Origin of the sequence: Novosphingobium nitrogenifigens DSM 19370 (assembly GCF_000192575.1) — a bacterium.
Classification (GTDB): Bacteria; Pseudomonadota; Alphaproteobacteria; order Sphingomonadales; family Sphingomonadaceae; genus Novosphingobium; species Novosphingobium nitrogenifigens.
In genome coordinates, this window is sequence record NZ_GL876926.1 from 1,236,193 (window position 1) to 1,249,814 (window position 13,622).

Here is a 13,622-nt window from a genome sequence, read left to right on the forward strand (position 1 = left end):
AAAGCGCCCGCCCCAAGTCCCGCGATCAGCCATCCCCACTGAGCCAACTGCTACGAACAGCATGACTAAAATGGGACTTTGCCGCCATTCCCGCGCGGGCTTCGACAGGGCCCGCTTTCAGACGGAAACCGGACGTTCTGAAAGACAGCGAGCCGCGGCAGGGAAGGAGAATGGTGGGCCAGTTGGCGAATGTCGGGTTTGGAACCGCGTTGCGAGGATAGCTGACGCTCAATTGGAGGCGGCAGTCGCCGGCTAGAGCGTCACCTCGATGCATTGGTCCGCCGAGATCTCAATATTCTCATCGGTATTTTTTGTGCTCTCGTTGAATAGCCGAACCATTTCTTCGACGCCGTGACACGGCCGTAGCGACGGAAGTGCCCGGGCCTCGGGGTCGAAATTGGGGGACAGCTGACAGCTCTTGATATGAATGTCGTCGCTCGCCGTGATCTTGCTCCAGGGGTCCGCACCGAAGGGTTTGCTGATGCACAGGAGAACATCGATGTCGCCGGGCTCGTCCTTGTCACTGTTCACGAGGCTGCCGAACACGAAGACGCTATAAAGCCACTGCTGCGCAACGATGTGATCAAGCTCGTTCTTGAGCAAGCCGATGAGATAGCGGCGACGCTCTGTTGCGCCGTACCGACCTTCAAATTCTGCGAGGTTCATCGACTTCGTTAACCTTCAGTTGTCCGCGCTGTGCTGCGATCAGGTTACCATCGCCTCTTGCCGCGAAATGCGCCTGTATGTCGTACAAGGTCTCCCCGACAATCACCAAGTGCGGCTATGTCCCAGCCCCAGTCTTTTAAACCTACTACCGTCAGGCTGTCCCGCACGGCAAGTTCGGTGAATGGTATATCGGGAATAAAACGTCTTGGGTGGGCGCGCTGCCGTCGGGCTTATGCTAGGTGCAGACAAGCGGCAACGCGGCGAGGCCGAGTCCTACAATGGCGAGCGCTAGACCGATCACCGCGATCCAAGCGGGGATGAACACGGCAGGATCGGGCGAACGCACATACCAGCGGAGCAGGCCCCAGAGTCCGACCTTTCGCAACGAAAAGTCTAATTCGCCGCCCTTGTCGATGCCGAGACGTTCGCGAATATCGTAAGGCATAAAGATCGCATCGACCCGGTTATGACCGAGCAGCAAGACGTCGAGCGCCTTTCCATTAGCGTTGTTGGTGAGCCGGGCGACACCATAACGTTCGACACCTGAGCGGTGTTTGACATTGAGGCGCACCATCCAGCGGCCGGCTTCGCTGGCCTGCGGACCTTCGACGCGAAGTTTCGCCATCTCATCCTCCAAATAGCCGCTGTGAAACCCTCAGCGGCGATAGGTGTCGAAAAAACGCGCCTCGTCGATCAAATTCAACCGCTATCTAATCAATCGGCGTGGAGTGCCCGTCACGTTGTGAATTAATGACGGGTTTTGGTATCGTCGCCCCGGAGCACGAACGACTTGAACGCGCGCGTTTCCGACCGGCGGCGGTCCGACTTCTGGAAGACCGGTTTCGACGTAAGCCGACGTTCCAGAGGCCGTAGCGGAACGGCGAGATCTGGCCGGGAGCTGCCGCAGGTCAACCGCTGTAAACATGGACAGCGTTACATGTCGCGGCTCTGATCGCGCCGATCCGTTCACGGCCTGATGTCAGTTTCAGGGCGAGTACTCCGAACGGGGCTGAACAGCCTGCCCCCGCGTATCGGGCCCGCCGAAGCAAAGGTTCGGAAATTTCGACGTGTACAAGCGGGCGGACCTGACCGATGGAGGCAGGATGAGCCTGTCTGCCAGTCGCGCCATTCTTGAGCGCCTTGTCGCCTTTCCCACAGTCAGCCGTAGCGGCAATCGGGCGCTGGTGGACTATGTGCGGGGGCTGGTCGAGCCGGTGGGGGCTCGGGTCGAGCTGACCGATGATGGCGATAGCGCCAATATGTGGATCAGCCTTGGCCCCGAAGGCGTGCCGGGGATTGTCCTGTCCGGGCACAGCGACGTGGTCCCGGTGGCGGGACAACCGTGGAGCCGTGATCCGTTTGTTCTTCATGCCCAGGACGGGCGGCTGTACGGGCGCGGAACGGCGGACATGAAAGGGTTTCTCGCCAGTGCGCTGGCGACCGTGATCGCGGCGGGGCGGATCACGGAAAGTGGGCGGGCGTTGCGTACGCCGCTGCATCTGGCGATCAGTTTCGACGAGGAAGTGGGATGCCTCGGCGTGCGTTCGCTGCTCGATCTGCTGGCTTCGCGCCCCTTGCGCCCCTTGCTGGTGTGGATCGGCGAACCGACCGGTCTGGCGCTCGCCACCGGGCACAAGGGCAAGTCGGCCTTTCGCGTAGTGGCACGCGGGCGCGCGGCGCATTCGGCACTGGCGCCGACCGGGCTCAATGCCATTCACCTTGCCGCCGATTTCATTGCCGCCTTGCGCGCGTTGCAGGGCGAACTGGCCGCGACCACGCCCGATCCGGCCTATGACGTGGGGTATTCCACGATCCATGTCGGCACGATCCGGGGCGGCGAGGCGCTCAATATCGTGCCTGCGACTTGCGAGCTGGAATTCGAGATCCGCAATATGGCCAGCGACGACCCGCTGGCCATCGAACGCGAAATCCGCGCCCGGGCCGAAGGGATCATCGCGCCGTGGCGCCGGGACTTTCCCGAAGCCGCGCTGGAGATCGAAGCGGTCAACGCCTATCCCGGCCTCGACACCCGCCACCCCGGCGCGCTTGCCTTTGCCCGCACCCTGTCGGGCAGCAATGCCGCCCCGATCAAGGTCGCGTTCGGGACCGAAGGCGGCCTGTTCTCGCAGACTTTGGGTGTTCCGACCGTCATCTGCGGCCCCGGATCGATGGAGCAAGGACACAAGCCCGATGAGTTCGTGACCGAGGAACAACTCGCCCGATGCGACGCGATGCTGGCGCGCCTGATCGACCGGCTCGAAGCCGGGGTATCCCTCGTCTGACAACTTCAGCTTTTCCGAAGCAGTGTTGACATTATTTGTGGTTTTGCAAAACCAGTCGTCCCCCTAGTCTCGGCTCATAACGGCAGGAGGCACAGCGCAAATGGACGGCGAAACGGTTGAAACCCTTGTGATCGGCGGCGGACAGGCCGGGATCGCCATGAGCGAGCATCTGGGCCGCCATGGCCTGCCCCATCTGATCCTCGAACGCGCGCGGATCGCCGAACGCTGGCGCTCGGAACGCTGGGATTCGCTGGTTGCCAATGGCCCGGCATGGCACGACCGTTTTCCGGGCCAGACCTTTGAACGCACCGGCCCCGACGGCTTCCCCGGCAAGGAGGAAGTGGCCGACTATCTTGAAGCCTATGCCCGCCGCATCGAGGCGCCGATCCGCACCGGCGTCGCGGTTCAGCGGCTGAGCCGCCGCGCCGACGGTTCGTTCCTTGCCGAAACGAGCGCGGGCACGATCGCGGCGCAACAGGTGGTGGTCGCGACCGGTCCGTTCCAGAAACCGGTGATCCCTGCCCTGATCCCTGCTCAGGACGGTCTGGTCCAGATCCATTCGGCCCATTACCACAATCCCGCCCAATTGCCCGAAGGTGGCGTTCTGGTCATCGGCGCGGGATCCTCGGGCGTGCAGATCGCCGACGAACTCAACCGCGCGGGCAAGCCGACCTGGCTTGCCGTCGGGCCGCACAACCGCCCTCCCCGGCGCTATCGCGGCAAGGATTTCGTCTGGTGGCTGGGCGTTCTGGGCAAGTGGGACCTCCCCCCCGCCGCCACGGCCGGTGAACATGTGACAATCGCGGTCAGCGGTGCCCATGGCGGGCATACGGTCGATTTCCGCGCTCTCGCCGATAGCGGGATCACCTTGGTCGGACGGGCCGAAAGCCATGAGGACGGGATCGTCCACTTTGCCGACAATCTGGCGGAAACCATCGCGGCGGGCGATGCGGATTATCTGTCCGTCCTGCGCGAGGCCGACGACTATGTCGCCCGCGAAGGGCTCGACTTGCCCGAAGAGCCCGAAGCCCATGTGATCGGCGCGGCTCCGGCTTGTGTCATCAATCCGGTCATCGCGCTCGACCTCAGGGCGGCAGGGATCACTTCGGTCGTCTGGGCAACCGGCTATGCGTTCGATTTCGGATGGGTCGACATCGACGTGTTCGACGCGGACGGCAATCCGCGTCACCAGCGCGGGGTGTCGGATGTGCCGGGGCTGCATTTTCTCGGCCTTCCCGGCCTGTCGCGCCGTGCCTCGGCCTTCATCTGGGGCGTATGGCACGATGCGGCCTATCTTGCCGACCGGATCGCCGAACGCACAGGCGCGCTCAACCCCGCCTGATCCAGTCCCGCCCGTTTTTTCCAGCAACAGGATCCCTGATGCCCGTTCATACCCGCATCCGCCCGTTCAATACCCGCGAAACCTATCCCGAACAGAACCTCGACAACGACTTGTGCCAGGCCGTCGTTGCCAGCGGGCGCATGGTTTTCGTGCGCGGCCAGATTTCGCAGGATCTCGACACCCGTGAAAGCCTGCATGTCGGCGACGCCACGCTTCAGGCCCGCAAGGCGATGGAAAACATCAAGATGCTGCTCGAAGAGGCAGGCGGCGACTTGTCCCACATCTGCCGCGTCGTCGTCTATCTGATCGACGTGCGCTATCGCGAGGATGTCTATCGCGAAATGGGGCTCTGGCTGAAAGGCGTCTTCCCGGTTTCGACCGGCCTTGTCGTCTCGGCCCTCGCCCGCCCGGAATGGCTGGTCGAAATCGAAGCCACGGCGGTGATCCCTTGACCTTCTCGATCGTCGCGCGCTGTGCCCGCACCGGGCAATTCGGCGTCGCCCTGTCCTCGTCCAGTCCCGCCGTCGCCGCGCGTTGCGCCCATGCGCGGGCGGGCGTCGGCGCAGTGGCGAGCCAGAACGTGACTGACCCGCGCCTCGGCCCGCGCGGGCTCGACCTGATGGCGGCGGGCACCGATGCCCCGGCCGCGATTGCCGCGCTTGAGGCCGAGGCTGGCGCCCATGCGCCGTGGCGGCAAGTGACCGCAATCGACGCACAAGGCCGTGTCGCGGCGTTCAGCGGGACGCGCGCCCTTGGTCGCAACGGACACCTTCTCGGCACCGATGCCGTCGCAGCGGGCAACATGCTGGCAAGCGATGCGGTCCTGCCGTCGATGCTTGCAGCCTTTGCCGCCTCGCCCGAGGCTCCGCTCGGCGAGCGGCTCCTGTTCGCACTCGAAGCGGCCCTTGCCGCCGGGGGCGAGGAAGGCCCGGTCCATTCGGCCGGAATGCTGGTGGTGGACAAGCAAGCCTGGCCCCTTGCCGACTTGCGTGTCGATTGGGCCGAAAAAGCGCCGATCGCACGCCTGCGCGAGCTCTGGACATTGTGGCAGCCGCAGATGCACGACTATGTGACCCGCGCGCTGCATCCCGATGCGGCGCCGTCCTATGGCGTTCCGGGCGATCCCTGATCGAAGATGGCAACCCGTTTCACACTGAGGCAACTGGCCTATTTCGTGGCGGCCGGAGAGGCGGGCAGCATCACGCTCGCCTCGGAACGGGTGCACATCTCGCAGCCCTCGATTTCCGCCGCGATCACCCAGCTCGAACACGAGTTCGGGGTGCAGTTGTTCATCCGCCACCATGCGCAGGGGCTGTCGCTCACTCCGGCGGGTGAACGCCTGTTGATCGCGGCGCGCGATCTCTTGCGCGCGGCGGACGATCTGGGCGATCTGGCGCGTGACATGGCGGGCAATGTTGCCGGCCCGTTGCGCGTCGGCGCGTTCCGCACGCTCTCGCCGCTGATCCTGCCCGAACTGCTGGCCGATTTCGTCGCGCTCCACCCCCGTGTCGAGCTGTCGATGATCGAAGACGACGAGGCCGAACTCGTTACTCGCCTGCGCCGCGCGGAAATCGATCTTGCCCTCAGTTATGAGCAAAAGGCCGACGACATCGCGTTCGAGCCGCTGGCCCAATTGCCGACCTATATCGTGCTGCCTGCCGAGCACGGCCTTGCCCGCAGCGGTCGACTGTCACTGTCCGACCTTGCCGGGCAGCCGTTCATCCTGCTCGACCTGCCGGTAAGCCGCGACTATTTCCTGTCGCTGTTCAAACGGGCGGGCGTACCCATGAACATCGTCGCCCGCTCCGAACAATCCGAAACGATCCGTTCGATGGTCGGCAGCGGCCTCGGCTATACCCTGCTGACCGCACGGCCAGCCAGCCGCGTTGCGGTCAACGGCCGTCCGCTCGCCTATGTCCCGCTGTCCGATCCGTTCCCGCCGATGCAGCTTGGCCTGCTGACCGCGCGCAACTTGCGCCAGACCCGCACGGCCGATGCGTTCGCGACATTCTGCCGCGAACGCATCACCAATCATCATTTGCCCGGAATGGCCGATCTTTAAAACTTGTTCGCGAAAGTCAGGCCGAACGTGCGCGGCTGATTGACCGAAACACGGGTCAGCGACGGGGTAAGCCAGGCAAAGGCGGTGTTGTTGACCGTCAGTGCAGCGCGCTCGTTGGTCAGGTTGCTGATGAACGCGGTCAGGCTCCATGGCGAGCGCGCAAGGACGAGCCGCATGTCGACAAGGTTATAGGGATCGAGCCGCTGCTGATTATAGGCGATGTCATAGACCCGCCCGACGAAATTGTCGGCAACCCGCGCGGTCAGCGTCGTTTCGGCATTGAGATGCGCGGTATAGGACACCGATCCGTTCACCGTGGCACCCGGAATGTTGAGAATGGGCTGCCCCACCGAGACGCCGACCGTGCCCGGATCGACCGAGCGGATCTTGGCCGAAGTGACTGTCCCGCTCAGCGAGAACGTCAGGTCGTGGACCGGCGTGACCGTGATTTCGACTTCCGGACCATAGGCGCGGGCGTTCCCGGCATTGGTGGTATAGGGATAGCCGCAAGGCGGGGTGATCTGCTGCTGCACTCCTGACCAGTTCATCAGGTAGAAGTCGGCGTTGAACGAGATCTTGCCCCCGGCAAGCTTCGCCTTTTCCCCGACTTCATAGCTCCACACCGAATCCGGACCATACTTGACCGGCTGATTGCCGCAGGTTTCCTGCGGCGCGGGCAGGCTGACGCCGCCGGGACGGAACCCCTTGGCAATGGTGCCGTAAATGGTCAGGCGCGGATTGGGGATATAGGACAGGTTGAAGCGCGGATTGACCCCGCGCGCGCTCGTCGCAACGGTCAGCGTCGTCGGATCGGCATTGCCCGTCGCGGTCCCGATCCCGTTCTGCCACATGTCCACATGGGTGTGGAATTCATAGTACCGCAGGCCGACCGTCGCCTTCAACGCGGGCGTCAGCTTGTACGAGGCTTCGCCGAACGCGGCGTACTGCTCCATGCGATAGGGGTTGTACGAACGATAGACGATCCCTTCGGGATTGGCATCCGCGCCGCCGACCGAATACCCGGCATAGGCCTGTGCCGCATTGTCCGCTGCCCATGTCGAGACCAGCGAGGAATAGAAGAAACCGCCCACGAGCTGGAACGGCCCATCGGTCTTGGTCGCAAAGCGCAGTTCCTGGCTGAACTGGTGCGACGTGTCGCGCTCGGTAAAGCCGATCGGGCCGGTATAGGTATCGAGCGCGAGCAGGTTCTGAACCAGCTCGGCCGCGTCCATCGTCTGTGTTTCGACGCGGTGCCAATAGGACGTGGCAGAGGTGATCTCGACCGGCCCGGCGTCATACTTGATCGTGCCGCCCACCATCCAGAACGTGTCGGCGAAGGGTTCGGCGAAATCGAACGGCTGATAATGGGCTTCCTTGGCCGAACCCTGGTCGTATTCGCTGTAGCCGCCCGCGATCGTGCGCTGGTACATGCCGTTGACCGTGACGCTCAGGCGTTCGTCGGGGCGATAGAGCAGGCTTCCGCGCAAGGACGACAGGCGCGTCCAGTTGACGTCGTGGTGGACGGCCGTGACCGAGGCCTTGTCGACATTGCCGCGCACACAGCCGTATCCGGCCCACGAGCTGATCCCGTTGCCGCACCCGCTGCCGCTTTCGAGCGGGAAATCCGCAGCCCCGACGATGCGGTCGACCCAGCCGCCGGTATATTTCTCGGTTCCGACCACGCGCAGGGCGAGCTTGTCCTTGACCAGCGGCAGGTTGATCATGAGATCGCCGCCGCCGCTCGGGTGCCCGCCTTCGGTCGCGGAAACCGACATGTCATAGGCGCCCTCGATGTGGTCGAGCTTGGGCTCGTTGGTGATGAGCTTGACCGTGCCGCCCATCGACCCCGAACCATAGAGCGTCCCTTGCGGCCCGCGCAGGACTTCAACGCGATTGAGGTCGAACAGGTTGGGATCGAGCACCACCTTGCCGTTGAGCGAGGCGGCGGGCGGCGACAGCGGCACTTCGTCGAGATAGAAACCGACCGTCGGCGACGATCCCCCGGACGAGGCAAGCCCGCGCATTTCGAGCTCGGTCTGCCCCGGCCCCGAAGTGCGCATCGAAATCCCCGGAACGTCGCGAACGACGGCCTGAAGATCGTTGACCCCGCGCGCCTGCAACTGCGCCCCGCTCAAGGCCGTCATCGAAATCGGCGTCGACTGGACCGTCGAGGCCCTCCGTTCGGCCGTCACCACAATCTCGTTTCCGCTCATGACCGGCGGCGCATCGGCGGCATGAACCGCAACGGGCGCCACCCCGGCGAGCAACAGGACCGCGAAAGCGAGCGGCCGGGACAGGACTGGGCGCGATAGGCCAGTGGGGGACGATTGCGACATTACACCTCCTCCTTGCAAGATCGCACTCCCTTCGTGCGACGCGGCCGGATCAGGTGTGGCCGGTGCTTTTCTCGGTTCGGACTGCACCCCCCTGGTCCCGACCGCACGCCCTCTCCCTGCGCGCAACACAAGTGTCGCACGCCGGACTGGGGATGGCGGTCGAGAAGCAGCGCGACCCGCACCGGATTGACGATGGAGCGATACGTTGCAGCGCAATATGGCTGCGGAATCGGATTAGGCCCGACGATTTCGGGTTTCACAATTTCAAATATGCAAATTGAAGTTTCCGGATTTACGAAAGCAATTCTCGCCGGATCCAAACCGGAAAACCGCCGCCAAATCGCTGAAATCCGCGCCACCCTTTTTGGATCGGACGCTACAAGACCGCCCCGCCCGTGTTGACTCGCACCTTGCGTTCGATAGCTTCGAACGGTGTCATTCTCCTTTCGCCAAATCCGCTATTTCGTGGCCATTGCCGAACTCGGCTCGCTGTCGGGCGCGGCCAAGGCGCTCAATGTCACACCCTCCTCGATCACGGTCGCAATCCACGATCTGGAACAGCATCTGGCCTGCCGCCTGTTCGAACGGCGCGCACGAGGCATGGAACTGACGCTCAAGGGGCAGCAATTCCTCCGCCACGCCCGCTCGATCCTCGACACCGTGGCACAGGCGCGACGAAGCCTTGAAGACGACCTGACCGAAGTGGGCGGCCGCCTCAATCTGGGGGTCACCCCCCTGCTCGCGGGCTATGTCCTTGCCGAACAGCTTGCACGCTTTCGCCAGGCCTACCCCAATCCCCAGGTCTCGATCGTGGAGGACAGCCGCGAGGATCTCGAACACCTCCTGATCGGCGGCGAAGTCGATGCGGCGGCGATGATCCTGCCTGCGGGCGAACCGGCCCAGGCGATGCAGACCATGCAGATCGCCGCATCGCCCTATCGGCTGTGGATGGCCGCCGACCACCCGCTGGCCCGGCAAAGCGCCATCGATCATGCAGCCCTCGACGGCCTGCCGCTGATCCTGCTGGCCACCGACGAAATCGCCGAAACCGCCGAAAAGCACTGGCGGCGTCTGGGGCTCAAACTCAACGTGCTGGTCCGCACCCGCTCGGTCGAGGCGGTGCGCAGCCTTGTCGCGACCGGAGCGGGGGTCGCGGCCATGCCCGACCTGGCCTATCGCCGCTGGTCACTTGAAGGCGACCGGGTCGAAGCGCGCCCCTTGCGCGATCCGCCGACCCCTGCACGGGTTGCGATCACCTGGCGCCGGGGCACCAACCAGTCCGCCGCACTCAAAGGTTTCCTTGCCGTCGTGCGCGGACAGAGTGCGGTGCATGAAGAAAACGTCGGATGACCCTCGCTCAGCGTTCGTCAAATGCGAAAGCGCGGTTTCCTTATTTGAAATGGTGAAGCCTCAAACGCTCCGATAGCCTTTTCCTCGCAACAGACCGGCGTGGGCACCCGCAACATTCTTGCGCGCGCCTTGCCATCGCCCGGTCGACAAAAGGAAGCGTCGACATGACTTACCTGATGCGCATTGGCGACAGTTTCGAGGCAGGACAGGAAGCCCCCGAGAAACTTATCAACCCCCGCGACGGCAGCCTGATCGGCGAAGTCGGCGAGGCTTCCCCCGCTCAGGTCGAAGCTGCGGTTGCCGCTGCCGAAGCCGCCTTCACGACATGGTCGCGCACTTCGCCTGCGGAACGCTCGAACCTGCTGCTCAAGCTCGCCGACCGGATCGAGGCGCAGGCCGAAACCTATGCCCGTCTCGAAGCGCTCAACTGCGGCAAGCCCTACCCTTGCGTGCTCAACGACGAAATTCCCGCGATCGTCGATTGCGTACGGTTCTATGCCGGAGCCGCCCGCGCGATGCAGGGACCGCTGGCGGGTGAATACCTGCCCGGCCACACCTCGATGATCCGCCGCGACCCGATCGGGGTGATCGCCTCGATCGCGCCGTGGAACTATCCGCTGATGATGGCGATCTGGAAGATCGCGGCGCCGGTGGCCGTGGGCAACACCGTCGTGCTCAAGCCTTCGGAACTCACTCCGCTGACCAGCTTCAAGCTGGCCGAGGACGCCGCCGCCATTTTCCCGCCCGGCGTCATCAACGTCATTTACGGACGCGGCGAAAGCGTCGGCAGCCATCTCATCAACCACCCCTCGGTGGCGATGATCTCGGTCACGGGCGACATCGCCACCGGACGCAAGGTTCTTTCGGCCGCGACCAAGACGATCAAGCGCACTCATCTCGAACTGGGCGGCAAGGCGCCGGTCATCGTCCTCGACGACGCGGACATTGACGAAGTGGTTTCGGCCCTGCGCATTTTCGGCTTCTACAATTCGGGGCAGGATTGCACCGCCGCGTGCCGGATCTATTGCGCTGCGCCCGTTTACGACCGTCTGGTCGCCGAACTTGCCGGCGCGGTTTCAACCTTGCGCTACAATCAGGCGGACGATGAAGAAAACGAGATCGGCCCGCTGATTTCCGAACGTCAGCTTTCGCGTGTCGCTGCGTTCGTCGCGCGCGCGGCCGAGGAACCGCATATCGAGATCGCCACCGGCGGCGCAGCGGGCAGCGAAAAGGGCTTCTATTTCCAGCCCACCGTCGTTGCCCACGCGCGTCAGAGCGACGAGATCGTCCGCCGCGAAGTGTTCGGCCCGGTCGTCTCCGTCACGCGCTTCGACGACATCGAGGACGCGATCACCTGGGCCAACGATTCCGATTACGGCCTCGCCTCGTCCGTATGGTCGCGCGACGTAGGAAAGGCGATGCGTGTCGCCTCTGCGCTGCGCTATGGCTGCACATGGGTGAACACCCACTTCATGCTCACCAGCGAAATGCCGCACGGTGGGTTCAAGCAGTCGGGCTACGGCAAGGACATGAGCCTCTATGCGCTGGAGGACTACACCTGTCCGCGCCACATCATGATCAAGCTGTGATCGGGGGTCGCAGCCAGCAATGACCGGGGAGCAAGCATGACCGAAACGACCGCCGACGACGATGCAGAGCTGAGAGCGCTCGGCTATTCCGCCCAGTTCGACCGCAACATGTCGCTGTGGGAGAACTTCGCTCTGGGGTTCACCTATCTTTCGCCGGTGGTCGGGGTCTATTCGCTGTTCGCCACGGCGATCGCCTCGGGCGGGCCGCCGATGATCTGGTGGTACGGCATTGCCGCCATCGGCCAGATGATCGTCTGCCTGACCTTTTGCGAAGTCGTTTCGCAATTTCCCATCGCCGGGGGCCTCTATCCCTGGTGCCGCCGCCTTGTCGGCAAGAAATGGGCGTGGATGGCCGGCTGGGTCTATGGCTGGGCGCTGTTCACCTCGATCGCGGGCGTGTCGGCGGGGGCGGCCCCCTTCGTCGCGCAATTGTTCGGGTTCGAGGCGACGCCGGTCAATTCCGGGCTCATTTCCATTGCGCTGGTCGCGATTTCGACTCTGACCAATCTTGCGGGCACGAAAACGCTCGCTCGCGTCGCCATGTTCGGGTTCATCTGTGAAATTCTGGGCGCGCTGGTGGTCGGGGCGATCCTCCTGCTGTTCCACCGTCACCAACCGGTCTCGGTGATCCTCGACCCCCACGGCGTTTCGCATGGCGGCCCCTATTTCCCGGCCTTCATGTCAGCGGCGATCGTCGGCCTGTTCACTTGCTATGGCTTCGAGGCCTGCGGTGACGTCGCCGAGGAAACCCCCAATCCGGGCGTTGCCATTCCCAAGGCGATGAAGTCGACGATCTATATCGGTATGTCCGCATCGATCTTCGTGTGCCTTGCGCTGATCCTGTCGCTGCCCGACATCGGGGCGGTGATCGACGGTCGCTCGACGACGCCGATCCAGGATGCGCTGATGGCGGCCTTCGGCCCGATCGGGACCAAGGCGGTGATCGTGGTCGTGCTGGTCTCGTTCCTGTCCTGCGTGCTCAGCCTTCAGGCTGCGGCAAGCCGCCTTGCCTATGCCTATGCCCGCGACGACATGGTTGTCGCCAGCACATGGCTGCGCAAGGTTTCGACAACCCACCACGTTCCGACCAATGCACTCGCATTGTCGGGCGTGATCGCGGCGGCCATTCTGGTCTTGGGCATGTTCTTTGCCAATGCCGTTGCGACGATCGTCAGCTTTGCCGTCGTCGGGATCTATGCCGGGTTCCAGATGGTGGTCATGGCTGCTCTCTTTGCTCGCGCCAAGGGCTGGCGCCCGCACGGGAAATTCCGCCTGGGCGGCTGGGGTTGGCCGATCAACATCGTCGGTCTGGTCTGGGGTGTGAGCGCGATTGCCGACATGCTCCAGCCGGGCGGCGGCGACCTGCCGTGGTACGAATCCTGGGGCATGGTCATGACCTTTGTCGCCGTAGTCGTCTCGGGGCTTGTCTACATGGTGATCGGACGGCCTTATGATCGCAGCGATTCTCCGGCAGGAGACGCCTGGCGCCCTCGCAGTGCGGGCTGAACCCTGCCGTCATGTCCCAAAAAGGAGGCCAACGATGCTTCGTGCCCTGATCCTCTCTCCCGCTCTTGCCCTTGCCGTTGCGGCTCCGGCCCATGCGGCAAGCCCGGTCGAAATGAAAATCGACCTTGTCGAACGCGCTGAAACCGATGTGGTCAGCCTCCATGGCGGCAGCGCGGCGGACAATGTCGGCGACCTCGCCACGTTTACCAATCCGATCTACGACGCTGCCAATCAGGTCAAACTGGGCCACGATCAGGGCTATTGCGTCCGTCTCGTCGTCGGCAAGACAATGGAATGCCACTGGACCCTGTTCCTCGAAAAGGGACAGATCAGCGTCGATGGACCGGTCTATGACGGCGCGGACAGCACGCTCGCAGTGACCGGCGGCACCGGGCTCTATGCGGCCGTCCACGGCGAAGTGAAAATCCACCCCCGCGACGCCAAGGCCAGCGGCTATGATTTCCATTATCGCGTCTGGTAATCGGGACG

The 13,622-nt window shown here is 63.7% G+C and carries 12 protein-coding genes; 9 read left to right on the forward strand and 3 right to left on the reverse strand.

The annotated features are described in order from the left end of the window. Window positions 1-252: 252 nt before the first annotated feature. The gene (locus tag Y88_RS05775) at window positions 253-666 is read right to left on the reverse strand and encodes a DUF6932 family protein (RefSeq protein ID WP_008067124.1); all 414 of its coding nucleotides are present in this window, start codon (window positions 664-666) and stop codon (window positions 253-255) included. A gap of 235 nt (window positions 667-901) precedes the next feature. Further along, window positions 902-1,291 carry a hypothetical protein gene (locus tag Y88_RS05780; RefSeq protein ID WP_008067125.1) on the reverse strand — a complete coding sequence of 130 codons (390 nt, stop codon included), beginning with the start codon at window positions 1,289-1,291 and terminating at the stop codon, window positions 902-904. A gap of 478 nt (window positions 1,292-1,769) precedes the next feature. On the opposite strand from Y88_RS05780, the gene argE reads away from it, so the two are divergent. The 5 genes from argE to Y88_RS05805 all read left to right on the forward strand — a co-directional run bounded on the left by argE (window position 1,770) and on the right by Y88_RS05805 (window position 6,352). After that, window positions 1,770-2,948 (forward strand): acetylornithine deacetylase, encoded by a 1,179-nt coding sequence (gene argE, locus Y88_RS05785; protein ID WP_036500313.1) that lies wholly within the window; start codon window positions 1,770-1,772, stop codon window positions 2,946-2,948. A gap of 100 nt (window positions 2,949-3,048) precedes the next feature. Beyond that, entirely contained in the window at window positions 3,049-4,290 is a 1,242-nt protein-coding gene (locus tag Y88_RS05790) for a flavin-containing monooxygenase (protein WP_008067128.1), read from the forward strand. A 38-nt stretch (window positions 4,291-4,328) separates the two neighbouring features. Next, window positions 4,329-4,742 carry a RidA family protein gene (locus Y88_RS05795; RefSeq protein ID WP_008067130.1) on the forward strand — a complete coding sequence of 138 codons (414 nt, stop codon included), beginning with the start codon at window positions 4,329-4,331 and terminating at the stop codon, window positions 4,740-4,742. Continuing rightward, complete coding sequence (locus Y88_RS05800; RefSeq protein WP_008067131.1) at window positions 4,739-5,419, forward strand: DUF1028 domain-containing protein; 681 nt, start codon at window positions 4,739-4,741, stop codon at window positions 5,417-5,419. Before Y88_RS05795 ends, Y88_RS05800 begins: the two co-directional genes overlap by 4 nt. 6 nt (window positions 5,420-5,425) lie before the next feature. Beyond that, window positions 5,426-6,352, forward strand: a complete 927-nt coding sequence (locus Y88_RS05805) for a LysR family transcriptional regulator (protein ID WP_008067132.1) — start codon at window positions 5,426-5,428, stop codon at window positions 6,350-6,352. Here the strand turns inward: Y88_RS05805 and Y88_RS05810 are convergent. After that, the gene (locus tag Y88_RS05810) at window positions 6,349-8,688 is read right to left on the reverse strand and encodes a TonB-dependent receptor (RefSeq protein ID WP_008067133.1); all 2,340 of its coding nucleotides are present in this window, start codon (window positions 8,686-8,688) and stop codon (window positions 6,349-6,351) included. The genes Y88_RS05805 and Y88_RS05810 overlap by 4 nt on opposite strands. A 432-nt stretch (window positions 8,689-9,120) precedes the next feature. Here Y88_RS05810 and Y88_RS05815 point away from each other — a divergent pair, with 432 nt between their 5' ends. From Y88_RS05815 to Y88_RS05830, 4 genes are all read left to right on the forward strand, one after another. Next, window positions 9,121-10,038 (forward strand): LysR family transcriptional regulator, encoded by a 918-nt coding sequence (locus Y88_RS05815; protein WP_008067134.1) that lies wholly within the window; start codon window positions 9,121-9,123, stop codon window positions 10,036-10,038. Between the two features lie 164 nt (window positions 10,039-10,202). After that, entirely contained in the window at window positions 10,203-11,627 is a 1,425-nt protein-coding gene (locus tag Y88_RS05820) for a gamma-aminobutyraldehyde dehydrogenase (protein ID WP_008067136.1), read from the forward strand. 36 nt (window positions 11,628-11,663) lie between these two features. After that, window positions 11,664-13,133: an APC family permease gene (locus tag Y88_RS05825; RefSeq protein WP_008067138.1), complete on the forward strand. Its 1,470-nt coding sequence runs from the start codon at window positions 11,664-11,666 to the stop codon at window positions 13,131-13,133. Window positions 13,134-13,167: 34 nt separating this feature from the next. After that, complete coding sequence (locus Y88_RS05830; protein WP_008067140.1) at window positions 13,168-13,614, forward strand: allene oxide cyclase family protein; 447 nt, start codon at window positions 13,168-13,170, stop codon at window positions 13,612-13,614. Window positions 13,615-13,622 lie beyond the last annotated feature (8 nt).

Excerpts from the sequence above, each read along its gene's own strand:
- Y88_RS05775 (WP_008067124.1), bottom strand. The coding sequence starts at position 666 with ATGAACCTCGCAGAATTTGAAGGTCGGTACGGCGCAACAGAGCGTCGC.
- Y88_RS05780 (WP_008067125.1), bottom strand. The coding sequence starts at position 1,291 with ATGGCGAAACTTCGCGTCGAAGGTCCGCAGGCCAGCGAAGCCGGCCGC.
- argE (WP_036500313.1), top strand. The coding sequence starts at position 1,770 with ATGAGCCTGTCTGCCAGTCGCGCCATTCTTGAGCGCCTTGTCGCCTTT.
- Y88_RS05790 (WP_008067128.1), top strand. The coding sequence starts at position 3,049 with ATGGACGGCGAAACGGTTGAAACCCTTGTGATCGGCGGCGGACAGGCC.
- Y88_RS05795 (WP_008067130.1), top strand. The coding sequence starts at position 4,329 with ATGCCCGTTCATACCCGCATCCGCCCGTTCAATACCCGCGAAACCTAT.
- Y88_RS05805 (WP_008067132.1), top strand. The coding sequence starts at position 5,426 with ATGGCAACCCGTTTCACACTGAGGCAACTGGCCTATTTCGTGGCGGCC.
- Y88_RS05810 (WP_008067133.1), bottom strand. The coding sequence starts at position 8,688 with ATGTCGCAATCGTCCCCCACTGGCCTATCGCGCCCAGTCCTGTCCCGG.
- Y88_RS05820 (WP_008067136.1), top strand. The coding sequence starts at position 10,203 with ATGACTTACCTGATGCGCATTGGCGACAGTTTCGAGGCAGGACAGGAA.
- Y88_RS05825 (WP_008067138.1), top strand. The coding sequence starts at position 11,664 with ATGACCGAAACGACCGCCGACGACGATGCAGAGCTGAGAGCGCTCGGC.
- Y88_RS05830 (WP_008067140.1), top strand. The coding sequence starts at position 13,168 with ATGCTTCGTGCCCTGATCCTCTCTCCCGCTCTTGCCCTTGCCGTTGCG.